Below are 24,783 nucleotides of genomic sequence, written 5' to 3'. Positions count from 1 at the left end.
CCTGGTCTTTTTAGCTACTTTCCGCTTTCGTTAAGGCTTAATCCCTTGCCCTTCTCAAATTCTTTCTTGGATAGGTAAAATACATCGCAAATGGTGTATTTCTGGAATTTACTTTCCAGTTCTTTTTCATGCTGATGTCCATAGACGATGCCTCTGGAAACTGCCTTATCTTCAAAGCTAAGCAAATATAAGTCCCCTTCTTTTAAAAACCGGCAGGGAACCTCATAGGTTTGTGAAAATTTAACGGCAGCAGGCAAAACCTTCTCAAAATCTTCGGGCTCCAGGGTAAAGGCAGGGTAAAGGTAAGATCGCACTTAAATAGTCTCCTTTCATGACTTGCTTACCTTATGTGTATTCAACAATGACGTTTTTTGACCTTTATGCAAATGGTGGTAGAAATGTTAATTACAGCGATCATCGTCCTCGAAGATTCTGGTATCTGTAATTTCTGCATAGGCCTGACGATTTAGCAACTGATCTAAGCCTTCCCTAAGAACCCGATAGCCAGTGTCTCCCTCATCCATGACCTGTAATTCAATCTTTTTTTCCACGTTGACTGTACTATCTCGATAACGAATGGTCAGATAAACCCAAAAGCTCTCCGGGCTGCCCCCTTCGGAACGAATTCTTTGAACCTTGATCTGTTCAATTTGGCTAATAATTCTATGCAATTGATCATAGTCCTGGGGACCAGGTTTATGAATGGTCTTTAAGGCAAGGTTCGTATCCTGTTGATCGATGGTATTCATCAATACTTCGATCACTTCCTCTGGACTCATGGCTGTTATCATTTGTTTAAATCTCCCCGCTGCCTTCCAGATCATCATTTGGTGAGCCAGGTTTTCTTTACCCGATTGGTGTACCTTACTGTCCCTGAAATGAATGCAAAAATGCCCATTAAAATTATTTCCCCGTATGGCCCCAGAACCATGGGGCATACCGTTCATAGACGCAGCAATACGGCGATCCGCCACCTCCAGAACAATGGCTTTTCTTTTCCAACTCCATTGTCCATCATAGATGACGTTCATAATCGCCGTATCCTTGGCTGTCAAAGGCTGCACATCTGCATGATAGGTTCCGCCACGTCTCTGAACCTGAAAACTTAACCCAGTATCTACATCAATAACCGTGGCATTGGCATAGCGATAAAAGATTTGGTCAACTTCCTCCCAGGTTAAAAATTCACTCCGTTCAATTTCCGGTGGTGCACTGTGTGGCAGAGGCGCTACCTCTTCTGGTGTTTTAAAAGCTTCCCAGATTACATTGCCTAATGTAATTAGACATGCCAGTACAATAAGCAACCTAAAAAATTGTCTTGGCTTTAAAATGATAAAAAAAGAATTTTTCACTGGCCCGTCCCCCAAGATTTCATCTAACAAATAATATGGTGGGACAGCGTTTTTATGACTATTAAATTTATTTGTTTAGAAAAATTCCCTTCTGGCATAGTGATCAACGGAAATTCCTCTACGGGATAACCAATCATAGGTATTCCCACTGATAATGAGAGGAACTTTTTGTAAATCTGTAATGGTACGAGCCCCTAGCATCAACATGATGCGATGGATATCCCTGATTAGGCTTGATAAATATAAATTTAGTTCATAAAAGGAACCCTCTACTAATACCTTTAAGAAGGGACGTGCCATTCCTACCAAAGAACAACCCATCGCTAAAGCCTTTACAATATCTAGCCCATGCCTTATCCCGCCAGAAGCGATGAGTCTTAAATCACCCTGTACGAAAGATAGTCCTTCCAAAGAACTGATGGCTGTGGGAATGCCCCAGCTATAGCCGGCACCTTTACCCGATCGGGCCTCTTCTATGGCCATAAAATCGGTTCCCCCAGAGCCACCCACATCAATATGTTTTACACCGACCTGGCTAATGCGGCTGATACTTTCACGGCTCATGCCAAAGCCCACTTCTTTCACGATAACCGGAACCTCCAGATCACGATTAAGCATCTGGATGTTTTCAAGAATGCCCTTAAACTTCCGATCTCCTTCGGACATCGCCAATTCCTGGGGTACATTTAAATGTAACTGAAGGCCATCGGCTTGAATCATCTTAATGGCTGCCCTGGCTTCCTCCAGCGTACAATCTGCCCCTAAATTGGCCAGCACCACACCCTGGGGGTTCATTTCCCGGACCACTGAGAAACTATACCGGGTAGAGGTATCCTCCAGGGCCGCCCTTTGGGAGCCAACAGCAAGGGCTACCCCTGCCAGCGACGCGACCTTTGCTAAATCACCATTAATACCTTCTAATTCCCGATGTCCCCCTGTCATCGCATTGATTAGTAGAGGAACAGCTAACTTTTTTCCCAAAAACGTACAACCAGTATCAATATCCTCCCAATTTAACTGGGGTAAAGAATTATGTACCAGCGTTATATCATTAAAACCATTGGCACCCTCGATGGTTCCCTGCTTTAAAGAAAACTCGATATGTTCCAGTTTTCGGTTTAACCTCAATTCTCTGCCTCCTCCTAGCTTTTTGCCTTTAGCCATCCTATCAAGTTTTCATTCTTTGCCGATGGCATAAACGTCTTTTAGTCCCTGTTATTTGTTGTTGACTAAAGGCAAACAGCTACTATATATTTCCCCTAGCTGCATCCATTACCTGCTATGGTTTTTATTATTTGACAAGTTTCTCTCTTTTTAGCTAAAATGTACACATTCATTCTAATCTTTGGAGGAACCTATGGACAACGCAACCCATCTGCTTACCAGCCTTGGGGTAGCTGCCCTTGGGCAAAATATTCCCTTAATAAAAGAAGAAGATACTCGAAAAGCCGTATTCTGGGCAGCAGTGGCTGGTTCCCAAATACCGGATTTAGATGTGATCTATCGTTTAAAAAGCGAACTGGCTTATCTGGAAGTCCATCGTGGCTTTTCCCACTCTTTTCCATCATTAATCGTTATCCCGGTGTTGGTTACCGTGATCTTGGGCTTATTTTTTCCCCGTTTGTCGAAGCCTTTGGTGCTGGTGGTGACCTTTGCTTCTACCCTTTTACATATCTTATTGGATCTTCTCACCAGTTATGGTACCCAATTCCTCTGGCCTCTGTCCGATAAGCGGTTGGGTTGGGATATTCTGATGATTATTGACCCCTTTATTCTATTCGTTTGTGCCGCAGCCCTCATAGTTGGTAAAAAATCCAAAATATCACCGATAAAAATTTTTTCTACCATGTTTGGTATCATTGGATTATATATTTTGCTGCGTACGGGCATTCATCACAAGGCATTCATCATGGTCGATAATAAATATGAGGCAGAAAAATACCGGTTGGTCAGTGTACTCCCAGGATTTGGACTTAGCCAGTGGGATTACATCCTTGACCCCTATGATAAAAGAAAGCCCATTATCGTAGGGTATGTCAATGTTCGAGAAGGAAAGGTCATTGAAAAACACCAATTTCTAACGGCCACAGGTCCCGTGGTTGATGCTGCGGCTAAAGTCCCTGTGGGACGTGTCTTTACCAAGTTTGCCCGTCATCCCCTGGCAATCGTAAAGGAGACGAAAACCGGTTATCTTGTCACATGGACCGATTTGCGCTACCGTTACCAAAACCATCACCCCTTCACAGCCTCTGTCCAATTGAATAAGGATTTAAAGCTGCTGAACAGCGGCCTGGGCAGAAAATTTACCTATGAAGAGTAGTGTTCCGTGTAAAAAAGTGTCGCTTCCCTACTAACAAGTAGTTGAGCGACACTATCTTTTGGCTAGGCTTGGAGGGCAACAACCTTTTTGGCCCGGGCCCTGTCACTTTTGTCTAATAGCTTTTTACGGATTCTTAGACTCTTAGGGGTAACTTCCAATAACTCATCATCATTTAAATACTCCAATGCCTCTTCCAAACTCATAATTCTTGCTTCTTCCAACTTTACGGTGGCTTCAGCGGTACTGGCGCGGTGGTTGGTTAATTGCTTTTTCTTACAAATATTTACTTCGATATCCTGCTCCCTTACATGTTCACCCACTACCATCCCTTCATAAACCTTGGTACCAGGCACAACAAAGAGGGTCCCCCTATCTTGAACAGAATTCAAGCCATAAAAAGTAGTATCACCCGTCTCAAAGGCAATAAGCACACCTTGATAGCGGCGGCGGATTTCTCCTTTGAAGGGTTCATAACCATGGTAAGTATGGTTGATCACGGCCAGGCCCCTGGTTTCAGATAAAATCTGGGAGCGGAAACCGATTAAACCACGGGCCGGTACCTTAAACTCCAAACGCAGTTGGCCAGGGCCATTGGGTCCCATATTAATCATTTCACCCTTACGGTTACCCAAATTTTCCATAACCGGTCCCATTTTATCCTCAGGAATGTCCACTAATAACATTTCCATTGGTTCCAACAGTTCTCCGTTTTCACCGCGTTTATAAATAACCTCTGGCTTAGAAACCTGCAATTCATAACCTTCCCGCCGCATCGTTTCAATTAAAATGGAAAGGTGCAGTTCACCACGACCAGCTACCTTCCAGGCATCCGGGGAATCTGTATCCAGAACCCTTAGGCTCACGTTTTTTTCCATTTCCTTGTGGAGCCGGGCCCGCAGCTTACGAGAGGTGATATGCTCACCTTCCTGACCAGCAAAGGGACTATCATTAACCATGAAGGTCATCTCTAAAGTTGGTTCATCCACCTTTATTGGCGGTATCGCCACTGGGTTATCCTTGTCTGCAATTGTCTCACCGATTTTAATATCTTCCAGGCCAGAGACTACCACTATTTCCCCACAGGCAGCTTCCGGTACTTCTACCCGCTCTAGACCTTCAAAGGTATAGACACGGCCAATGCGTTGGTTTCTAATGTTACCATCATGATCAATTACTGCAACATTTTGGCCATTCGAAATACTTCCCTGATTTATTCTGCCAATGGCAATACGACCTACATAGGTGTCATATTCCGTATTGTTAACCAGTATCTGTAGGGGTGCTTCAGATTCTCCCTGGGGAGCTGGAAAATGATTGATAATCGTTTCAAACAATGGTTTTAAATCCGTTCCCGGTTGATCAAGATTCATGGTTGCTTTGCCCTCCCGGGCAATGGCATAAACAACCGGAAAATCAAGTTGTTCATCATTGGCACCCAGTTCAAAGAACAGTTCATAGATCTCATCCACAACTTCGTTAATTCTAGCATCTGCCCGGTCAATTTTATTGATTACCACCACTGGCACTAAGTTCAGTTCCAGTGCTTTGCGTAGTACAAACCGTGTTTGAGGCAGGGGTCCTTCCGAAGCGTCTACCAATAAAAGCACGCCATCTACCATTTTTAATACCCGTTCCACCTCACCGCCAAAATCTGAGTGGCCGGGGGTATCCACAATATTAATTTTATAGCCTTGATAGCGTACCGAGGTGTTTTTGGCCAGGATCGTGATGCCCCGTTCCTTTTCCAGGTCATTCGAATCCATGACCCTTTCCTGGACCACTTGGTTTGTACGGAAAATCCCACTTTGTTTTAACATCCCATCAACCATCGTGGTTTTACCATGGTCTACGTGGGCAATGATAGCAATATTCCTGATTTCCTGTATATTCATAAATGCCTCCTCAAAGGGTCTACGTAATAATTTTTCCCAAGATTAAATTATATAACACCTTCGTCCAATTGAATATGTAAATTTTTTACTTTATCCACACTTTCGGCAATAAAATTTTAAATCTTAGGCTTTCTGAATCGTATCGAAAAAGATAAGCAGCCCTTTGGCTGCTTTAGTCGTTGTTTTTATATTATTAGCGAAACCTGTTCTGGTATTGAAAATTATTACTTTGTCTGCGTTCCCATGGTCGACACATTTCAATCGATATGCCTTGTTTATTATCTTCTTCATAAAGCAAGCGGTACACTTTGTTACCGAGGGTTGAAATCCCTAAATACACAGCACCCAGCAGAGGAAAAATAACTTTTTTCATAAAGTCACACACTCCCAATAATTATCCTCTACATCTTTCGTCACGTAATTCCAAAATCCTTCAAAGAAACCTTGTTTTTGGAAATTTAATTGTCAATTTGCAACGAGACACTCGATTGGTATTCATCCCCTTGATCTTGCCTAATGGCTAGCTCGTCCACACTTTGATTATCCCAGTTAAGCTTAATTTCCAAAGTCAAAGAGGCTTTGCTGATGTCTATCTTACCCTGACGCATCCAGTCATCATTGATCCTTACAAAGACAAGCTCCATCCGATTATTCCTAAATAACTTGATTCGGGACTCTCCAACAATCTTGTAAAAAAGGGTAAACTCCTTGATCTCCTTATTAAAAAAATCTTCCTCCGTTATGCTAAAAGTCAATTGACCTCGGGTTTCCATATCATCTGTAATGATGCTGGCTAAATCCAAATCCTCTCCCCCTTATCTTATTTAGATACTACCACAGCCCTTTCTATATTCCTTAATGGTTAGTTGAACATTGGGGTTATTGAGTATGGTACGTAAAATTGAGACAATGTCATAGGGTTCATTGGCCACTGTTTGCTCAGCATACTGCAGGGCGGCCCCTTCATTATCAAAACTAGAAATCTCATCCACCTGACCGTTTAACAGCTTTACTACAGAATAAACATTTACATTCATTAACCTTCTACCTCCTGCTTAGTAATTTCATAGTCCGGACAGTCCTTTAAATATTCTTGAAAAGAATTAATCGCCATCTCTATCCCATCAGCAAAACCACTATTGTACTCATTGGCAGACATTCCCTTAATATAGTGAAGATAAATAATCGTGTTTTTTTCCCATTGCTTTAACTGCTCCTGCAAAGAAGCCAAGGATCATGCCCCCTTTTATCATTTTATCATTATCTCAAAGTTTATTCTTTCTATTTGAATAGCGATTATCCTTCAATATTATTAACATTGACACAAGATGAAATAGCAGATAGATTAGTTAAAGGGGTGAAAAAATGAGCTGGTTAATTACTCTGCTATTAAACAGTGCAGCATTGCTGGTGGCCGATTATTTGATCGACAGCATTCGGATTGTTGGTTTTACTTCTGCTGTACTGGCAGCTATCCTATTGGGTTTTGTAAATACTTTTATTCGTCCGGTTCTGGTAATTCTAACACTACCAATTAGTTTTTTTACTTTGGGTTTCTTTATTTTAGTGGTCAACGCCATCACCTTTAGCCTGGCTGCCTGGTTTGTGCCTGGTTTCCATATTAGTAGTTTTGGTGGTGCATTTATGGGAGCTATTATCACTTCGATCACCAGTTGGGCACTAAATGCAATCTTCAACAATCGTTAAATTACATAAACCACTCTAAATTGAAACCAATTTCAATATGATTTCTAAATGGCAAACCTGCCTGATCCTATATTTAATGACAAAAATTATCTCGTATTTAAAAACCCTCTTTGACCATAATAAAGATAGACCCAGAAAAACACAAAATAATTTACTTCAAGGAGGCGTTTTTAATGACAAGTCGTAACAGCAACGAACCTGTACTACCTGGTGCTTCCAGTGCTCTGGATCAAATGAAGTATGAAATCGCCAGTGAATTAGGTCTTTCCAACTATCAGCAAATCGACAAAGGTTCCCTACCCAGCCGTGTTAACGGTTATGTTGGCGGTAACATGACTAAGAAAATGGTCGCTTTCGCTGAGCAAGCTCTGCGCAGTGGTAACGTTGCCCAAGTTGTAAACTCTGCTCCCCTCGACAAACCCCAACAATAACACGGCAGGGAAACCGGCATAAGGCCGACAACAAAGGTGCCGGTTGGTCCCTCACCGCAACGGGAGAGCTTATAAACTCTCCCGTTGTTTATTATGGGTAAATTTATCTAGGTTCATTAAAGGAAAAATATTGAAAACTTGCATCAACCGTAATCTTTTCTATTGCCAACCATGGTCCCTCTTCATACCTTAACGGATGGCTATTATTCCGTATCCGATTTCTCAATTTTTACCTTATCCTTTTCTATACCCTCACCATCCGCCGAACCATTCACCGTTGCCCCTTGGACAACCTTCTGTTTCCTCATCACCACTACTACCAAAATGACCATAACCGCCGCAACAGATATACCAAACAATACCCACCCAGAGACGGATTTATCCTTCCCTTCACGGATGGCCTTCGTACTATCTGCCACAAAATTTTGAACATAGGGATGACCTGGGCAAAGGGCGGCTACTTCCTGGAACTTTTTAAGGGATTTTTTATAATAACCCTTATCGTACAAATCCATTGCTTCCTTATAAGTCTTAGCGACTAAACTTTCACTGGGTTTTACATTGCCACGATCCAGGAATTCCTTAACGACTGATATGGGAACTACAAAATTCATTCCCGCTATTTCTTGTCCAGTGGCCATGTCCACCGAGCCAAAGGTAGCCAATCCAATAACTTCTCCCTTATCATTAAAAACCGGTCCACCAGAATTACCCTGGGTTATATCGGCATTGGTTTGGAAAACAGACCAACCGCCTTCCATTGTCTTTTGGGCACTAATAATTCCCTCTGTTAAGCTGGGCTGAGCTTGGCTGGATTCAGATAGTAACGGATGAAAAGTGGCTGCGCCTGGATATCCCATGATATATATTTTGTTCCCAATGGTCAAAAGGTTGGACTCACCGACGGGCACGGTGGGCAAACTGTTTTGCCCTGCCATTTTTAAAACTGCCACATCTTTATTGGGAACAACTCCCCCTGCCTGAATTACCTCTGCCTTGATGCCCTTTTGAAGCAGGGGTGCACCTGGTACCTGAACCCCCATACCGATGTTAACGGTCTTATTTAGATTTAACACCTTCATATTTTCCATATAATAGGTGATCACCATGTTGGTGATTGCTTGTAACACATAATTCCGTGTGTCGGATGGGATACGGACAGCACCTTCCCCAACCTCCACCATGAAGCTATTAACCGATTCTTCTAGGATCGGTCTACTTAGATACTGTTTCAATAACTCCTCATCCGGTGCCACAACATGAGCATTGGTTACCACATAACCATCCGAAGTTATAATAAAGCCGCTCCCCACAACCCGGTAACCATTCTGAATAACTTTTTTTTGATCACTTTTTTGCAAGAACTCCAAAGGTTTGGTTCTTATTTCATCCGCCAGGGCTTTCCACATAGCCGACTCATCCGCAGGAATAATTCCCTGCATAACTTGCTCAATAATGTTATTTAGTGTATCGTTTAGTTTATTTTCATCTAAATAGGGGTAGACAACCTCCACATTGGCTTCAAAGGTTGTCTGAACCATAACCACAGCAGGTTCCACCCTTTTGGCCATCTTAGTCCTATTGTTGGCATCACTGGCCAAGCAAAAACCTGCACTGGATAATACCAATAATACCACCAACAGGGTTACCAAATACTTTTTGGCAAGCAACTCTACCCTTCACCTCTTTCCTGTCAATGACCAAGAACCAGGCCTAAATCCCCCCTTTACCCAACTTACAATTTAATAAATAGCTATACAAAGAATTTATGCTGCCTAATGATAAATAGTTAAATTACTTTAGGGGATCTAGTTTGTAAATTTTCCCAATGGTGGTTTATAAATGAACTTATACAATAAATCTGTGATTGAATTGATTGGTTGATTAATTTATAATTTAGTTGTGTCCAAGTTAAATAGCAATGGATTAAACAATGTACCAACTAAGGGGGGATTACGATGTACATGGTATCTATTAATCAAGACAACTGTATTGGTTGTGCCGATTGCATTGATGCCTGTCCTGCAGGACTTTTAGGCTTAGAAGACGGTAAATGCGAAATTATTGGTGATGCAGCTGAGTGCATGGGTTGCGAAACCTGCACGGGTATCTGCCCCAACGAATGCTTCTCCATTATGGAACTATAATTTAAAAAAGCTTGGCTTGCGCCATACCCTAAAGGGGACGTCTGAGACGTCCCCTGATTTCTATTTCGAAGTTCCTATGACAATAAATACAGCACCCAGCAGAATCATAACAAGTTTGCTAAGAGGTACCTTTCCTGCCAAACCTGTCACACCCACTAGATTTATTAAGAGTAAAATCAACGGATTGGTTATAGACAGCACAGCATTAATTCTCAGTCCCGCCTCGACAGTAGGGAATTTAAACATTAAATAAACTGCAATAAGGGAAATAATAGCTAAGGAAAGTCTTAAATAAACCATAATTTTTGCGGCAATTCCAGCTTCCACTTTTTAACCTCCGGAAATTATAGTTTCTTCCATTATTGTGCTTCCGAATGAGGAAAAAAATGTCCTGAAAATTGCTTGCATTTAGAGTAGCTGTTAGTGATAGGGGAGTCTGTTCTAAATACCAATAATAATCACAGAATAAAGGAGCGATATATATGGGAAAATTCTTTCCAAAGATATATTTTTTTCTCCAGGCAATGCTAAACCCGGCTGTCCCTAAACGTTATAAGTACGAAACCTTCATTTGTTTCCTTTACTTTATTAGCCCCATCGATTTTGTGCCTGACTTTATACCTTTAACGGGTAAAGTCGATGATATTGTGATCATGTTCTGGGGTGTGAAACGTATTTTTGATATTGTTAAAGCCCATAGACAGTTTATTAAATATAAAAACACTCCGTAAATTCAACGGAGTGACTTTGTCTACATCAAAAATTTTATGGAATATACAATGAAGCAAATAACAATGAAAATACTAAGATACTGAATCACTTTACTGCGGTTATCGTTGTCTCTCTTTCTTTTGCCCCTTTCCTTCTTTAGTTGTTTCAGGGCAGGGTCTACATAGTTAAGTTTTTTTAGTTTTGGTTTTGTGCGAGGTGTGAATGGGATAACCTTCCCCTTTGCCTTTTCTCTCTGCACCATAAAACACCCTTCTCCCTATTTCACTAATCAAGTTTTATTCAATGTCTTCTTTACCAATGGCATATCCCAAACTGAAAATATCCCTTAATAAATTATGAATTAATATCTCCGCCCATTGCACAACCTTAGGATTTGGCTTGCTTTTATAAATTCGGGCCAGTTCATTGGATACCTCCGTAATCATTTCCCGGGTGTCGTACTTCTCTTCAAATTCCTTAGAAGTGAAAATTTCTGCCCCTTCTTCAATGGATTGGTTAAACTGCTTTTCCAAACCACTAAAGTAGCTGACAATTTCATTTAATTCACCCAAAACTCCCTGTAGAGCTGTTTCCATACAATAATCGAAAAACTGTTTTTGCTCTGACTCAGCTAGCTCATTAAAAAGTTTTTTTCCTTCTTTATAATAGTAAACCTGGCAATTTGCCACATTGCCCTTTTCAAAACCTGTACCATCAAAGAATTCCCTAATGCGTTTTTGTCCCAAGGAACTGACGGAACGATTCTTTTCCAGGGTTGCTATAATTTCTGGGGGACCCAGTTCACATTTTATACGTAAAACCTTAACGTCCTTAATATAGAAAATATAGTATTCGCCGTATCTTTTACTTTTGATCTCTTCTGGGATAATCACCAATCCCCCCTCGCCTGCAAGATAAGTCCTTTAATATGTACTATATATGTACTATAAGTAAAATTCACTGTTAATGCCAAAAAATCCTTCCAGCAACACTAAAATCTCGGAGGTTAAGACCCCCAAGATTACTATTATTTACTAAATATGAAATTTCTAATACAATTGCTAATTGAATTAAACATGGAGTAAACAAAATATTCCTTTATTGCTATTAAAAATATTCTCTCAAAGCATTATTATTAGTTATTAGCATAATATATTATAACTAAAGAAAAAGCAAAATAGCCTGAAATATTTAAAATATTTATATTTTTCTTTCTATAAAAATATGTGATTTATCCTTTTGTGATTTTTTATAGATAGAATCTTTTAGAAAAGAAGGATTTCGGGGTTTTTTGCCAAACTTATCTTTAAGGACGTATATGTCCGTTTTTAGAAATTAGCATCCGGCTAGCAATGCGCTTAGTAATTATATTACGAGCGAACTTGGTAGCTTACTTGCTAATTAAGAGTAGTCTTAAGCAAAGGGGGAAAACCGATGCAGAACCAACAAGAGGTTCAAGAAAAGCAAAAGCAGTTCACCAGAAGGGGCTTCCTCAAGATGATGGGGGGAATTGGTCTCACCGGCATTACTGCAACTGTTGCCGGTTGTAGTACAGATCCCGCCGGGGGTAAGGGGTGGTTACCACAACAGTATCAGGTTGCCAGCACCTTTTCCACTCAGGTAAAGGGACGTATTCCGATCGATCCCACCAACCCTTCCATTACAAGGGATGATCGAAAGTGTATCCTTTGTGGTCAGTGTGTAGAGGTTTGTCAGAGAGTTCAAACAGTTTTTGGTTACTATGAACTTCCCATCAAAAATGACATCACTTGTGTAAACTGCGGTCAGTGCACCCTATGGTGTCCCACTGCAGCAATTACCGAGCGGGATGACATTGACAAAGTTGTAGCAGCCCTGGAAAACAAGGATATCCACGTGGTTGTACAGACTGCCCCGGCAACCAGAGTGGGCTTAGGAGAAGAGTTTGGTATGGCACCTGGCACCTTTGTCGAGGGCAAACAGGTTAGTGCCTTAAAGAAGCTCGGTTTTAATGCTGTTTTTGATACCAACTTTTCGGCAGATTTAACGATTTTTGAAGAAGGAACGGAATTAATCAAAAGAATCTCCGGCGATATTCACGAACCCCTGCCCCAGTTTACCTCCTGCAGCCCTGGTTGGGTAAAGTTCTGTGAATATTATTACCCCGATCTTTTACCTCATATGTCAACTTGTAAATCACCGCAGCAAATGCTGGGTGCCTTAATTAAGACCTATTATGCTAAAGAAAAGGGTATTCAACCTGAGAAGATTTTTTCTGTGTCAATCATGCCTTGTACCGCCAAAAAATTTGAGTCAGCACGTCCGGAAATGAACAGTGCCGGAAAACATGCTGGCAAGCCAGAATTAAGGGATGTGGATGTTGTTCTGACCACCCGTGAGCTGGCCCGCTTGATCAAGTCCAAAGGTATTGATCTAAACTCCTTAGGGGATGAAAAATACGACACCCTCATGGGTGAGAGTACCGGTGCAGGCCTAATCTTTGGTGCCACCGGTGGGGTTATGGAAGCTGCCATTCGCTCCGCCTATTTCTTAATTACCAAACAAGACCCCCCAGAAGCCTTGCTAAACCTAACACCAATCCGTGGTTTGCAAGGCTGCAAAGAGGCCTCTGTAGATATTCCCGGTGTGGGAACAATTAAAGTCGCAGTTGTGCATGGACTAAGCAATGCCAGACCAATTTTGGAAGCTGTCCGCAAGAAAGAAGCTCCCTGGCAATTTATTGAGTTTATGTGTTGTCCTGGCGGTTGTATCAGTGGTGGTGGTCAGCCTCGCACTTCTTTACCGCCCTCTGATGATGTTCGGCAAGCCCGTATCAACAGCCTTTATAACGCTGATGCCCATATTTATGCCAAACGAAAGAGCTATGAAAACCAAGAAGTACTGGCTCTTTATGAAAAATTCATGGATAACCCCAACAGTCACCTGGCCCATGAATTACTGCATACCCACTATACCGACCGTGGTAAACAACTAACTGTAAAAAGAAACAATGCGTAATCACATATTTTGGGAGGTGAATAACCGTGTCAAAAGGCGTATTGGTTGACCTGACTAAATGTGTCGGCTGCGGCAGTTGCACCGTTGCCTGTAAACTATGGAATAAGAACGACTGGGATGAAAACCCCTCTATCGGACCCACTGCGAAACTAACCGATAAAAACTGGACCGTGGTTCAATTTAAAGAGGTAAAAGATAAGCAGGGAGAGCCAGTCTGGCGTTTTATCAAGCAACAATGTTTTCACTGTAAGGAGCCTGCCTGTGTTTCTGCTTGTTTTGCCAAGGCATTTCAAAAGACAAAGGAAGGTCCAGTAATTTACTACCCTCACCTTTGTGTTGGTTGTCGTTACTGTATGGTAGCTTGCCCCTTTAACGTACCTAAGTACGAATGGGAAAAACCCTTCCCGCTAGTCACAAAATGTATGATGTGTGACACCAAGGTGCAAAAGGGAGAAGCACCTGCCTGTGTATCCGTTTGTCCCGCCGACGTTTTCAAATTCGGCGATAGGGAAGCCTTACTAAAAGAAGCCAAAGCCACTATTAGCAAAGATCCTAAGTATGTAAAACATATCTATGGCGAAGAGGAAGTTGGCGGCACCGAATGGATGTACCTTTCCGACGTGCCCTTTGAACAGTTGGGCTTTAAAACAAACCTAACCAAGCGTTCGCTGCCCAGCTACACCGAAGCCTATATGCATGCCACTCCCTTTGTGGGTGTTGCCTGGGGTGTTATTCTAACAGGCTTATACCACTATACAAAGAGACGTAATCAGATTGCAAAGGATAAAGACAAAAATATCAAGGCATAAACTACTTCTGAGAACTGGGGGGATATATATGGCGTCTCACGCCCAAGCCCAAAGGTGGAGTTTTAAGATAACTCCCACACGCATATTGCTCATGCTGTTATCTGCTATTGCCGTTGGCGTAATAGTATTTCGTTTGGTAACCGGTCTTGGTATGGTTACAAACCTAACCGACGAATGGCCCTGGGGGCTCTGGATCGGCTTTGACGTTCTCTGCGGTGTTGCTTTGGCCGGTGGTGGTTATGGTACTGCTCTTATTGTACATGTTCTACACAAGGATTATTTCCATCCCATCGCTCGCAGCGCAATGTTGACCTCATTAATCGGTTATTTGTTGGTAATGGCTGGTCTGTTCCTGGATATCGGCCAATGGTTTAACTTTTGGCGTCCATTTGTATCCTGGGGTCATTCCTCTGTACTGTTTGAGGTTTTCTGGTGTGTCTCCTGTTACACGACGGTGCAAATCTTAGAATTTGGTGAAATTGCCACCGAGCGCATCGGAACAAAGTATCACGATATCTTCAAAAAGGCCCTGCCTGTATTAATGATTGTTGGTATTATTTTCCCCACCCTACACCAATCTTCGTTGGGTGGTTTGTACTTGCTTATGGTTGATAAACTTTATCCCTTATGGTGGTCCCCCATAATCTTCCTGTTTTTCTTGCTGTCCTCTTTCTTTGTTGGACCGGCAATGATTTGCGTGGAAACCACCCTAGCAGGAAGAGCTTACGATCACTGGATTCCTATTCCCATTCTACGCAAGCTAATCAGAATTTCAGGTTATGTTATGATTTTCTACCTGGTCCTGAAAATATACGACTTAATTAGTCGCGGTGTATTTGGCCTCGTGTTCTCTGGCACCTTTGAAGCCAATATGTTCTTAATTGAAATAATCTTTGGCATCATCGTGCCCATTGTTATTTGCTTTAGCGGCTTTAGTGCCACTCGCAATGGTCTTTTTACCTTTGGCTTACTGGTAAGCTGTGGCGTCGTGCTAAACCGTATGAACGTTGTAGTAATCGGTATGATGAGTTCAACCGGCGTTTCCTATATTCCTTCTATCTGGGAATTCATTGTGAGTGCCGGTTTAGTTGCTATGGGTGTACTGGCCTACTGTTTCATTGTAGAAAACTTCAAAATACTTGATCATAATCACGGTCATACAGCCTAATATCTATGTTGGGAAAAAGGGCAAAGGACTCGTTGAGACCTTGGCCCTTTTTAATAAAACTTTTGCGCCTGTATTGTTTTTCTCTGTAACCCGACACAAGTTCGGGTTCTTTTTTTATTGCCTTCTTGCCTAACAAATGCAAAATTCATGCCGCTTACAAAAGGCCTAAAAATGAACCAACATGGGTAGATATTCACACTATTTGTGCTATTTAGAATCATCCCATAGGATTTCTTTGTGCCAAAAGATAACATTGTTACGAAACGGAACATGTTGACCTGCCTTAGATAACTGCTAAATAAATATATCCCAATAAGCAAGAAATAAAATTACAGATGCTTGACAGTATCGTATTTCGATGTTATACTAAACAAGTTGTCGCGGGATAGAGCAGTTGGTAGCTCGTCGGGCTCATAACCCGAAGGTCGAGGGTTCAAGTCCCTCTCCCGCAACCATGAAACCCGCATCCTACAGGGGATTGCGGGTTTCTTCCTGTCCAAAACCCCGTTTGCAACCACCTCTTGTCCGGAGAGCCTGTCTCCGATTTTTTATTGTCGGAAATAAGCCCTCTCCGAGTCTGAGGAAGCACAGCTTATCTGACAAAATCCGCACCTGTGATACAGAAAGACCGCAGGGCGATTAGTGCAATGATGGACGCTCTGTGCCACAGCAAGGCGGATTAAAGCAGATCGCTGTCCGTAATACACAGAAACCGGTAATCAATGATAAAGCCTGCCCCTCGTAAACAAGAAGGGCAGGCTTTATCTGTTGTTGCGGCAGCCAGACGATCATAGTGCCTTTTCACAGCGTCGTAGACTCTCGGCTTTGCGTCCCTGTCTTTCGACAGGTTTGCCCTTAACTATTTGATCGTTCGGGCTATTTAATTTTTCTTGGCCTTGTCGATCACCAGCTCCACATAGCGGTGGAGGACGGCTGCGACTTCGGCGCGGGTGGCAGAAGCGGCGGGATCAAAGCGGTTTTGGTCTTTGCCCGTCAGGATACCGGCCATCTGCATGGATTGTACCGCGTCCTCGGCCCAGCTTGCGATGCTGCCGCTGTCGACAAAGGTAACTGCTTCGCGGGTCTTGGGTACGGTGTAGCCCAAGACTTTGGCATAATTGCTCATAATAACCGCCATCTGCTCGCGGTTGATGTTTTGGTCGGGCGCAAAGGTTGTCGTGCTTGTGCCGCTGACGATGCCCTTTTCGGCCGCCCATGCCACATAAGGCGCGTAGTAGGAGGAAGCGGTTACATCGGTGAACTTGCTGGTTTTATAAGCTGTGGTGTCAATTCCTGCCATCCTGCCCAGGGCGGTGACAAACATGCCGCGGGTCATACTGGTACCCGGACTGAATTGGTTGTTGCCGGTGCCGGCGAACAAGCCCCGCGCCGCAACAAACTCGATGTCCGCTTTGGCCCAATGCTCTGCAATGTCGCTAAATACCGGTACGTCGTCCTTATAGCCGATGCCAAAAGTTGAGAAATGGCCGGTGGAGAAGCGCAGGAGCTTGGCGAAGCTGTCATAGCCGGAGTTGATAAGCCAGTTTACCTTGTTGCCGTCCACATGGACGCCAAAAAGATTGCCGGCCTTTTCGCCTGCTCCCAGAGTATAGGGAACTGCTACGGACACCAGCCCGCCGCCGAAGTTGGAAACGGTCTTGCCGCCGCACTGTACCGAGAGGTCAAACACCGGGCGGTTACCAATGGCGGCTCTGGCCGCTGCGGACAACTTGTTGACATCTGCTTTTGCTGCATTAACCGTTACATTGCCGCCTGCCTGCTGGAATTGCGTGAGCGAGGTCAGATCGAAGGAGATGCTAATGGTGCTGCTGGTAATCCGAAGCTCCTTCACGCCTGCCTTGACAAGCTCACTCACGGCCTTTGGCGATAGAATTACCGAAAGACTGCTTGCGGCCTTATCGGTTGAAATGTTGACGGAAACAGCGATACCGTTTTTCTCGGTTCCATTCTTTTTAGCCAAATCCTGGGCCGCTTTGATGGCATCGGTGACGGCCTTATCCGATACATTGGTCGTCGCCTTGCCGCTGCCGTCCACTTTAACGTCTACCTTGATTTCCGCTGTGGCGGGCGGATCAGGCTGCTCGGTTGCTGCAGGAGGTGTGATGATGGTAGGCTTGCTATCATCAGCTGAGGAGCCTCCGCCGCCGCCACTACCCCCATTTTCCCCTGTTCCCGATTGGGCGGGGAGAACCGTCAAGTGAATGGTTTGCATGACTGCCGAATTCTCCGTCCTGACCCTTATCTCCGCTATCCCTTTAGCCAGAGCGCTAATCACACCGGATGCACTGACTGTGGCTACCTGTTCGTTGTCGGAGCTATAGGTTATGGTCTTGTCGGTGGCATTTTCCGGGAACAAATTAGGTTTAATCGCATAGGTCTCCCCAGTATAAATGCTTAAGTCGGTCAATGCCATACCATCGGCATTCAATATGGTCATGTGCGTAACGCCTATCGGCAGCGGAGGATATTTTACCGTTACGTTAAATTTCGCAGCCTGGTCTGGATCATCTACCGATACTGCGGTTATTTCCGCCGTACCCTCGGCAAGGGAAAGGATCTTCACCTCGTCACCCTCACCCCAAATTCTTACCACGCCATCATTAGAAGAAGTGAACGCCAGCCTCTTATCCAAGCTGTCCTCCATTGCCGGATCAGCGGCGGTAAAGCTCACTGCATCTTTAACTGACTGGGTAATATCCTCTCCCGGCTTCACTTCAATATTTCTTCCGCTCAAACCCCCAATAAGGGCGGCAGGAGTCACCGATTTAGTTTCGGTAAAATCCTCTTCCATGGAGAAGCCTGCATAATCCGCCACAGCCTTGTTTACCGTCAGCTTGTACTCTTGACCTGCTTCCAACGGGCTTGCCGGAGTAAAGCGCACCGCCTTTGTCAGGCTCAGTCCGCCAGCCCCGGTTTTTGCATTCAAAGCGGAACGGATCGTTCCCAAAACAAGTCTGCCCCTGTCATCGGTAAGACTGACAGCATTTGCCGCCGCAAAAGCACTCATATCCATGTATTTGCTGAAATACACATCCACATAGCGGCCGCCGCTGCCCCATACTGTTTCTTCAACCTGGGGCCAGCTTAATTGCACCATGGGGATATTGATGTCCAGCTGGGGCGGCGGCACCGGCAGGGCATCGCTGTAGGCCGTTTGGTAGCCGTCCTTAACGAACTGAACCATCCACCAGCCAAAGGGCACATCCCAGGCGTACTTGCCTTCGGCATCGGTAGACAGAGGGTTTTTCTGTAAATACCACTCCGCATCCCAAAACTCCCATTCGGTGCTGGCTTTTGCTTCCTCTGCATTCGCTGCTTTTTCTGCAGGAAGATAGAGAGCCGTGGCCGTTACACCCTCGATACGATTATCTTCTACCCCTTCATAGACAAAGCCGCTGGGGTCTATGATGTAACGGGGTCTCACCTTGACACTCTTATACTGGTGGTAATCTTTCCCGTCGTACCACCAGAACGGGGAATAATTAAATGCGTCATATTTGCTCCGCTCCGGCCAGGCGGGGAGGTTTTTCAACTGGCTCATCAGCCTGTTGTAGTCGGAGAAAAATTCATTGTCGAACATATCCCCCAAAAGCTTGCCGGAGATAAACCCTGCTATCCCGGTTACAACCTGCCCCACCAAAGGAACCAAATTGGCGGCAGTCCCTACGCCTTCTCCCACCAGACCAAGGGTTTTACCCATCAAAATATCCTTGCCCATCATTGACAATTGATTATCGTAATACTCCGCCAGGTGGGGCTCCAGATTGGGCCGTACACGTTCATATTTTGCCAGCATATCGGTCATTTGCGCCGTTTTTGTAAGATCGCCGACCGCCCCGATCAGGGACTCTCCTTTACCGGCGACTTCAATTACGGTTTTGACCACTTCCAGGCCTGACTTGGCGGCAAAGGTGCTCATCCGCCGCCCCTTACCCCCGGCCGTTTCCGGCAGCAGACGCCTATCCAGATAAGCTGTAATAACATATTTCCCATCTACAAGCTCATAGGAAAAATCATAACCATACAGGCCATTTCCCAGCAGGGTGCGGTTTTTTGCATTGGCCGGATCAAAATCCGCCTGCTCCACCTTCATACTGACAGTGGCATTCACATTTCCCATCGCCAGATTGACTGCGGGGAGGTCTAAAGAGTTCAGATAGCCATCCGCGCCAAACTCAACCTTGACATCCGCTTCTGTCTTGGCCGCATCCGCAAACTTTACATCTGCATCCTTTATATACGTCGGCACTTCACCATGGTCATACTTTAAAATATCCTTATACCCAACGGCTCTTTCGTTGTAATCTACGGTGACATAGGGTATTTGGGGGGAGATACGGGCACTGAAAGTATTTCCGTTGCGTTCGGTGCTATGTCCAGATATCTTTACATCCTTTACCTTGTCTCCGTCTTTAAAGATGGCGTCGACCAGAACATCACTTCCGGACGTATTTAAGGTGAACGGAAATTCCCTTAGACCCTGCTGAAGGGACACCGAGGTAGAGCGCTCTCCCTGCCGCAATATAATATGCGTAAGCTGTTCCCCTTCCGCTCCCACAAGAACCTGAACGGACTCGGCATACTCCGTCCCGCCGGCACTTCCGGCTTTTGTCCTTGCCGTTATCGCATGAAAAATCGGCATTCCCCTGTCCGGCAGCAAAACCTCGGCAGACCACAGGCCTGTAGGCGCAGCTTTTACCTCGCCTATTTTAATATTGCCGTCGTAAAGCTCCACGATGTTACCGGCAGGAGCAAGACCACTGAGGCTCACCGGCTCCAGTGCCTCAGTCTTGGCCACCTCGGAGGGCGCGTTTAGCGTGATCCATTTCGTGTTCATGAAAACAGCGCCAATTTCTTCAAACCGGGGCTCTCCTCTTACATTATACCGCAGCTCGGCGCCGGCTCTAATTTCGTCATAAGCCGACACATCCTTCACCTCGACCTGATAGGTCAGGGAGCCGGCGGCTGACGACTGGCGGTCCTTTAAATCAAGGGTGATCCTGTTTTTGTTGGCGGCGATAACGGGTGGCACATCTCCTCCGCCCCTTGTTACCCTATGAACAATTGAATTTTCAACCAGCTCTGTACCCGGCGGAACATAAGCCACCAACTCCAGCTTGCCGGAATCTATACCACTATTAATGTAATCGTAAGCAGCCCGCAGGGTAACAACCGTACCCGGTACTGCTACGCTGTGGCTGGACATGAGGCCGCTGGCTGCATTGTGGTTTAAATAACGAATATAATCACCGGAATAGGCGGGTTTTTTTGTGCCAAGGTTGGTGATTTCGCCTTCCCGCACCGTGAAGCTGTCGATCATAACGCAGTTTCGGTCATCCTGCCAGATCGAAAAGTCTTCCGACCCCCATTTCAGATCCCAAGAGGCAACCGCCTTATATTCGTCATCCGGCAGACTGAAGGACATATCGATATCCGGCACAGACGATCCTGTTCTAAATACAAATTTATTGTTCTTCGTGTATACATATAGATATCTTGCCTTTCCCTCCAGTGGATTTCCATCTTGCCCTGTAATCTGAACCTCTATGCGACCCAGTTGTTTTAAAACAATGGTGGCTTCGGCATAGTTATTTTCATCCAGGGTGACTGTGACCGCCTCTCTGCCATAGCCGCTGCGATCTCCCTGGCAAAAAACTTCTATTTTCTCGCCGGGGTTTCCGATTATACTATAGTATGGAGAGTTTGCATCCGGTCGAAATGTTGCAGGGCTATTTTTTGTGATATTCCTAACAGACGTCCAAACTCCCCACCAGTTTTTCTCCCTAATGGTCTCAACGCCGGAAATATCCTGTGTCTTCACTATTATATTTAAGCTCCCCCATTCAGGAAGCGGTACTTTAACGTCATGAGTGTTCATTCCGTCATTCAGGGTGATTTCTTCCTTCACGGAATTCCCCTCTGTGTTAACGGAAAATTCGCCGTCAATCTTCGCCACTTGCATGGTATACCGGCCATTACCGTCAGTAAGGCAGGATGTATTGAAAACCGAATCTTTATATGGCTGGGCCATCAGCACATTGGCGTTTTTTATGGGGACATCCTTATTATTCGTAACCACACCCTTAAGGGTCACCACCGGCACTTTCTTTAGCCTGACCTCAACCTCGTTATCTCCTATTTTCAGGCCGTCTGCCGCTAAGGATGCATCCTCGTACAGCACGGCTGCATTTTTTGCATCTGTCGGATAGCTGGCCTCAAGCTTAATCGATGAACCTGTCTTTACATTTTGGACAAAATAGGTACCATCTGCTGCGGCATAACCATCTTCACCTGTTCTGGCAAAAATCGTGTATGTTCCGTCATCCAGCAGAGCTGTCTCTCCCTTAACTGCCATATTCCTAAGGGGAGCCCCGGAGCTGTCATCCACAACCCGGACTTTAACCCGGGCAGGGGTTTTCGGAGCATAGGTCAGCCCGGTTTCTAATCCTGCTTTGATTTCGACAGATGGAGCTTCGTGAAGCAGCGTGTCATAGCCCAGGAAATGCTGCAGCTGATAAGCCCCCTCCAGACCTTCTAAGGTGGCCGCCGGGCTCCCCTCGGAAAACCGTGAAGTAAGGCTATTCGTGCCGGTTTTGCTCACCCTGACAAAAGATCCGGCTATGATTTTGTTGAATTCCGCTGTTTCCTCAGGACTCATCGCGCCGGGATCTGCTTCTACCTTCAAACGGCCTGCCACAGCAAGGTTTGGCTCTGTGGTTATTGTTTCACTTTGAACCACAGCTTGAAGGGAAATTATCTTGCATATCCCTTCGGTCAGCTCAAAATCCGCCTTGTAGATTTTGCTGTTGGCTGGTGTTTCGGTCAGTGTGACATCCTTCGTTGCGGCTTGGACGGTATCCCTCCCGGCATTCCATTCCTCATAGGCAACCTCAACCGTAGGAGTTAAACCGTTTTCGGTAGCAATCAGTTCAAGGCCCACCGTGTCGCCCATATAAAGAGAGCCGTTGATATTTTTACGCGGGGCATTAAGCCTTAGTTCGGTGGTTCCCGGTGCCGTCTGGGGATTGGTCGTGACGGTGACGCTGGGACCATCGGTTGTCCACCTAGTCTTTTCATTCACCGCCTGCACCTTAAAGGTATATTCCGTATCAGGTGAAAGGCCGGTAACCGTATACGATGTATTCGAGCTGCCGGTAACCGTCCCAACCTGGGTATCCCCCTGATAAACCCCATAGCCGGTCACTGGATTACCCGTCTGATTGCCATCCTCGGCCTGAGACCAGCTCAGGCTGACCGTATGATGGGTCTTATCGGTTACATTCAGGAGGCTGCCCGCAGGCCAAAAAGGCGGGGCAAAGCCGTCTGCTGAAAGGGTGCTGATGGTTTGGGAAAGCACCTCCGAAACCTGGCCGCTCTCCATATCGTTAGCCTCTATCTCGAATCTGTAGTTGGTCTCCGGCACAAGATCGAAAGCTATATGCTCATGAGTACTAATATAGTTCGATGTGCGGATAAGCTCACTGCCCTGGTATATGCGGACAGTATAGTCTACCACCAGCCCGCCATCCTCTTTCTGGGCCGGCGTCCATTCCAGCCAAATTTGGTCCGTTGTTCTTTCCCGAATAGACACAGCACTGCCTTCGGGCCAGTAAGGCTTCGGACTTGCAGGCAATAAGTTTATATTAAATTCAGGTTTGGCAGAAGTATTGTCCAACTCCGGCAAAATATTATCCGGCTCTGGCCAAGTATCGTCCGGCTCTGGCCAAGTATCGTCCGGCTCTGGCAAAATATCATCCGGCTCCGGCGCGGCCCCCTCTTCCTGTGGAATGCTGCGGTCTGCTGTTTCGCTTATATTGGGCGGATCATCAACCTCCTCTGCTTGTATGCTCATGGGCATGGTGATAAGCATCATCACCGCCAATAATAAGGATATTATTTTTCTTAATTTTAACGGCATACTACCCCTCCTGATTAATCCATCTTCTATTCTGTATACCCGGTCATTTTATCCACCGTTCGTACACTCATGGCCAGTGCTTGTTCTCTGGAGGTGCTGGCGTATCCCGCCGCAATCTGGGCCTGGGTCACGGCGCGGGGCATGAATTTGCCGTCGCTGCCCTTGATAATGCCGAGCTTAGCAATATAAAGGCAGTCGTTTAACGCCCAGCCCAAGATATCCGCTTGATCTGTGAAGCTCACCTCAGCTCAAAATAGGGGATCCCCTCGAATGATCGGAAGTTTGTGTTTCAAACTAAATCCTCCTCGTATAAATTCATATTGTGAAAACAGCTACGCTGTGCATCACCAAGCCGTCCCCCGTCTGGAATTGGAAAAACAATTGCTTTACGATAGTTTTTTGACGGCGAATCTTTTTTCTTTTTCGTTCCGGAAATCTTGATTTTATTCTTTCTCCGGCTCTGCCTGCGCAACTGTGATGCTGAGCCCTGCGTCTTTCTCATAGGTGAGCGTAACACTGAAGCCCTCGCCATTTACCGCCGTATACATCATGCCGGTGCCGGTGTTCATCGCAAAGGTTTCCTCGGTAAAACTTTTCTTGATTTCTTCCAGATAGGCCGTAAAGTCTTCTTCCGAGATTTCCTTGATCATAATAAACAGAGAATCGTCGGCCTCCATCACCGAGACAATCTTGCCGTCTTTGAACTCGGGAATCCTTTTTGCCAGGTCGGACGTGGGCCATTCGCCCGCGCCAATGTTCAATTCCTGACCGTCCTCACCCTTGACGACCACCTTGTCGCCGTCAATGTCCGCATCCACGCCGGCACCCTGGAGGATTTTTTCGGCAGCTTTTTCCGCCGCCTTTTCCTTTGCGCCGCAACCGGCAAAAGATAAGGCCAGTAAAAGGACCAACAGCCCCGTTAAAAACTTCTTCATCTTCCTCTCTCCCCTCAATTATTTTAAGATATCGAATGTTCCGATCAGGGGCAGCCTCTTTGCTTTACCGCCAAAGCCGTTCACCAGTCCCATGATGAATAGTGCCAGAACGCCGATGCCAAATACGGGAAGCAGCATCCAGCCAATCACCGGGATGATACCCAGTATCACGTTGCCTGCTATCCCTAAAATCAAGAGCATCAAGGATTGATTGGCATGGAATCTGGCATATTTAGATTCGGGGCAGGCAATCAGCGGCAGGAAGAAAAGCAGATAGGAAAGACCTGCCATCGTTTTGTTCTTTTCGATGTCCTCCGGGGTGTGAATGTTTTGCTCTGTCATTATAACTACCTCCAAGGTTTTTATAATGTATCT

The 24,783-nt window shown here is 45.2% G+C and carries 23 protein-coding genes, 1 tRNA gene, 1 pseudogene and 1 riboswitch; of the genes and pseudogenes, 10 read left to right on the top strand and 15 right to left on the bottom strand.

What is annotated here, in order from left to right; all coding sequences use genetic code 11:
* Nucleotides 1-14: 14 nt before the first annotated feature.
* The 3 genes from V6C11_RS00305 to fni all read right to left on the bottom strand — a co-directional run bounded on the left by V6C11_RS00305 (nucleotide 15) and on the right by fni (nucleotide 2,480).
* A complete protein-coding gene (locus V6C11_RS00305; RefSeq protein WP_333529092.1) occupies nucleotides 15-314 on the bottom strand; it encodes a hypothetical protein in 300 nt (99 codons plus the stop codon).
* Between the two features lie 87 nt (nucleotides 315-401).
* Nucleotides 402-1,352, bottom strand: coding sequence for a hypothetical protein (locus tag V6C11_RS00300; protein ID WP_333529091.1), 951 nt, complete (start codon nucleotides 1,350-1,352; stop codon nucleotides 402-404).
* 75 nt (nucleotides 1,353-1,427) lie between these two features.
* Nucleotides 1,428-2,480, bottom strand: a complete 1,053-nt coding sequence (gene fni, locus V6C11_RS00295; protein ID WP_333529090.1) for a type 2 isopentenyl-diphosphate Delta-isomerase — start codon at nucleotides 2,478-2,480, stop codon at nucleotides 1,428-1,430.
* A 229-nt stretch (nucleotides 2,481-2,709) separates the two neighbouring features.
* Between fni and V6C11_RS00290 the strand changes: the two genes are divergently transcribed.
* Nucleotides 2,710-3,672: a metal-dependent hydrolase gene (locus V6C11_RS00290; RefSeq protein WP_333529089.1), complete on the top strand. Its 963-nt coding sequence runs from the start codon at nucleotides 2,710-2,712 to the stop codon at nucleotides 3,670-3,672.
* A gap of 62 nt (nucleotides 3,673-3,734) precedes the next feature.
* Here the strand turns inward: V6C11_RS00290 and typA are convergent, their stop codons facing one another.
* From typA to V6C11_RS00265, 5 genes are all read right to left on the bottom strand, one after another.
* Nucleotides 3,735-5,564, bottom strand: coding sequence for a translational GTPase TypA (gene typA, locus V6C11_RS00285; protein ID WP_333529088.1), 1,830 nt, complete (start codon nucleotides 5,562-5,564; stop codon nucleotides 3,735-3,737).
* A gap of 193 nt (nucleotides 5,565-5,757) precedes the next feature.
* On the bottom strand, nucleotides 5,758-5,937 hold the full coding sequence (locus V6C11_RS00280) for a hypothetical protein (RefSeq protein ID WP_333529087.1): 180 nt from the start codon (nucleotides 5,935-5,937) through the stop codon (nucleotides 5,758-5,760).
* An 85-nt stretch (nucleotides 5,938-6,022) separates the two neighbouring features.
* Entirely contained in the window at nucleotides 6,023-6,367 is a 345-nt protein-coding gene (locus tag V6C11_RS00275; RefSeq protein WP_333529086.1) for a hypothetical protein, read from the bottom strand.
* Between the two features lie 21 nt (nucleotides 6,368-6,388).
* The gene (locus tag V6C11_RS00270; RefSeq protein ID WP_333529085.1) at nucleotides 6,389-6,601 is read right to left on the bottom strand and encodes a hypothetical protein; all 213 of its coding nucleotides are present in this window, start codon (nucleotides 6,599-6,601) and stop codon (nucleotides 6,389-6,391) included.
* Nucleotides 6,601-6,795, bottom strand: coding sequence for a cap-binding protein (locus tag V6C11_RS00265; protein ID WP_333529084.1), 195 nt, complete (start codon nucleotides 6,793-6,795; stop codon nucleotides 6,601-6,603). Before V6C11_RS00265 ends, V6C11_RS00270 begins: the two co-directional genes overlap by 1 nt.
* Nucleotides 6,796-6,929: 134 nt before the next feature.
* On the opposite strand from V6C11_RS00265, the gene V6C11_RS00260 reads away from it, so the two are divergent.
* Both V6C11_RS00260 and V6C11_RS00255 read left to right on the top strand, forming a co-directional pair.
* On the top strand, nucleotides 6,930-7,271 hold the full coding sequence (locus tag V6C11_RS00260; protein WP_333529083.1) for a phage holin family protein: 342 nt from the start codon (nucleotides 6,930-6,932) through the stop codon (nucleotides 7,269-7,271).
* Nucleotides 7,272-7,444: 173 nt separating this feature from the next.
* Entirely contained in the window at nucleotides 7,445-7,702 is a 258-nt protein-coding gene (locus tag V6C11_RS00255; protein WP_333529082.1) for an alpha/beta-type small acid-soluble spore protein, read from the top strand.
* 203 nt (nucleotides 7,703-7,905) lie between these two features.
* On the opposite strand, the gene V6C11_RS00250 is transcribed toward V6C11_RS00255, so the two are convergent.
* On the bottom strand, nucleotides 7,906-9,372 hold the full coding sequence (locus tag V6C11_RS00250) for a S1C family serine protease (protein ID WP_333529081.1): 1,467 nt from the start codon (nucleotides 9,370-9,372) through the stop codon (nucleotides 7,906-7,908).
* Between the two features lie 288 nt (nucleotides 9,373-9,660).
* On the opposite strand from V6C11_RS00250, the gene V6C11_RS00245 reads away from it, so the two are divergent.
* On the top strand, nucleotides 9,661-9,849 hold the full coding sequence (locus V6C11_RS00245) for an indolepyruvate ferredoxin oxidoreductase subunit alpha (protein ID WP_333529080.1): 189 nt from the start codon (nucleotides 9,661-9,663) through the stop codon (nucleotides 9,847-9,849).
* Nucleotides 9,850-9,909: 60 nt separating this feature from the next.
* Here the strand turns inward: V6C11_RS00245 and V6C11_RS00240 are convergent, their stop codons facing one another.
* Complete coding sequence (locus V6C11_RS00240) at nucleotides 9,910-10,176, bottom strand: DUF2619 domain-containing protein (protein ID WP_333529079.1); 267 nt, start codon at nucleotides 10,174-10,176, stop codon at nucleotides 9,910-9,912.
* Nucleotides 10,177-10,331: 155 nt separating this feature from the next.
* Here V6C11_RS00240 and V6C11_RS00235 point away from each other — a divergent pair, with 155 nt between their 5' ends.
* A complete protein-coding gene (locus V6C11_RS00235) occupies nucleotides 10,332-10,580 on the top strand; it encodes a YkvA family protein (protein WP_333529078.1) in 249 nt (82 codons plus the stop codon).
* Between the two features lie 20 nt (nucleotides 10,581-10,600).
* Here V6C11_RS00235 and V6C11_RS00230 read toward each other — a convergent pair whose 3' ends face one another.
* Nucleotides 10,601-10,822, bottom strand: coding sequence for a hypothetical protein (locus V6C11_RS00230; protein ID WP_333529077.1), 222 nt, complete (start codon nucleotides 10,820-10,822; stop codon nucleotides 10,601-10,603).
* Nucleotides 10,823-10,856: 34 nt separating this feature from the next.
* Entirely contained in the window at nucleotides 10,857-11,453 is a 597-nt protein-coding gene (locus V6C11_RS00225; RefSeq protein WP_333529076.1) for a hypothetical protein, read from the bottom strand.
* A gap of 541 nt (nucleotides 11,454-11,994) precedes the next feature.
* Between V6C11_RS00225 and V6C11_RS00220 the strand changes: the two genes are divergently transcribed.
* From V6C11_RS00220 to V6C11_RS00205, 4 genes are all read left to right on the top strand, one after another.
* The gene (locus V6C11_RS00220; protein WP_333529075.1) at nucleotides 11,995-13,557 is read left to right on the top strand and encodes a [FeFe] hydrogenase, group A; all 1,563 of its coding nucleotides are present in this window, start codon (nucleotides 11,995-11,997) and stop codon (nucleotides 13,555-13,557) included.
* 26 nt (nucleotides 13,558-13,583) lie between these two features.
* Nucleotides 13,584-14,366 (top strand): 4Fe-4S dicluster domain-containing protein, encoded by a 783-nt coding sequence (locus tag V6C11_RS00215; RefSeq protein WP_333529074.1) that lies wholly within the window; start codon nucleotides 13,584-13,586, stop codon nucleotides 14,364-14,366.
* A gap of 28 nt (nucleotides 14,367-14,394) precedes the next feature.
* A complete protein-coding gene (gene nrfD, locus V6C11_RS00210) occupies nucleotides 14,395-15,534 on the top strand; it encodes an NrfD/PsrC family molybdoenzyme membrane anchor subunit (RefSeq protein ID WP_333529073.1) in 1,140 nt (379 codons plus the stop codon).
* 379 nt (nucleotides 15,535-15,913) lie between these two features.
* Nucleotides 15,914-15,989: transfer RNA gene (locus V6C11_RS00205), tRNA-Met, on the top strand.
* A gap of 317 nt (nucleotides 15,990-16,306) precedes the next feature.
* Nucleotides 16,307-16,398: riboswitch (cyclic di-GMP riboswitch) on the bottom strand.
* Between the two features lie 16 nt (nucleotides 16,399-16,414).
* Here V6C11_RS00205 and V6C11_RS00200 read toward each other — a convergent pair.
* Nucleotides 16,415-23,146 carry an S-layer homology domain-containing protein gene (locus V6C11_RS00200; RefSeq protein WP_442886008.1) on the bottom strand — a complete coding sequence of 2,244 codons (6,732 nt, stop codon included), beginning with the start codon at nucleotides 23,144-23,146 and terminating at the stop codon, nucleotides 16,415-16,417.
* A 64-nt stretch (nucleotides 23,147-23,210) separates the two neighbouring features.
* On the opposite strand from V6C11_RS00200, the pseudogene V6C11_RS18620 reads away from it, so the two are divergent.
* Nucleotides 23,211-23,291, top strand: a pseudogene (locus V6C11_RS18620) (hypothetical protein); the annotation flags it as partial.
* Nucleotides 23,292-23,916: 625 nt separating this feature from the next.
* On the opposite strand, the gene V6C11_RS00195 reads toward V6C11_RS18620, so the two are convergent.
* Together V6C11_RS00195 and V6C11_RS00190 are read right to left on the bottom strand one after the other, a co-directional pair.
* Nucleotides 23,917-24,408 (bottom strand): DUF6591 domain-containing protein, encoded by a 492-nt coding sequence (locus V6C11_RS00195; RefSeq protein ID WP_333529071.1) that lies wholly within the window; start codon nucleotides 24,406-24,408, stop codon nucleotides 23,917-23,919.
* Nucleotides 24,409-24,426: 18 nt separating this feature from the next.
* Entirely contained in the window at nucleotides 24,427-24,750 is a 324-nt protein-coding gene (locus tag V6C11_RS00190) for a DUF4870 domain-containing protein (protein WP_333529070.1), read from the bottom strand.
* Between the last annotated feature and the right edge of the window lie 33 nt (nucleotides 24,751-24,783).

The sequence above is a fragment of the Desulfotomaculum sp. 1211_IL3151 genome, from assembly GCF_036763075.1.
Taxonomy (GTDB): Bacteria; Bacillota; Desulfotomaculia; order Desulfotomaculales; family Desulfotomaculaceae; genus Desulfotomaculum.
This window is presented reverse-complemented; position numbering and strand designations above follow the sequence as displayed.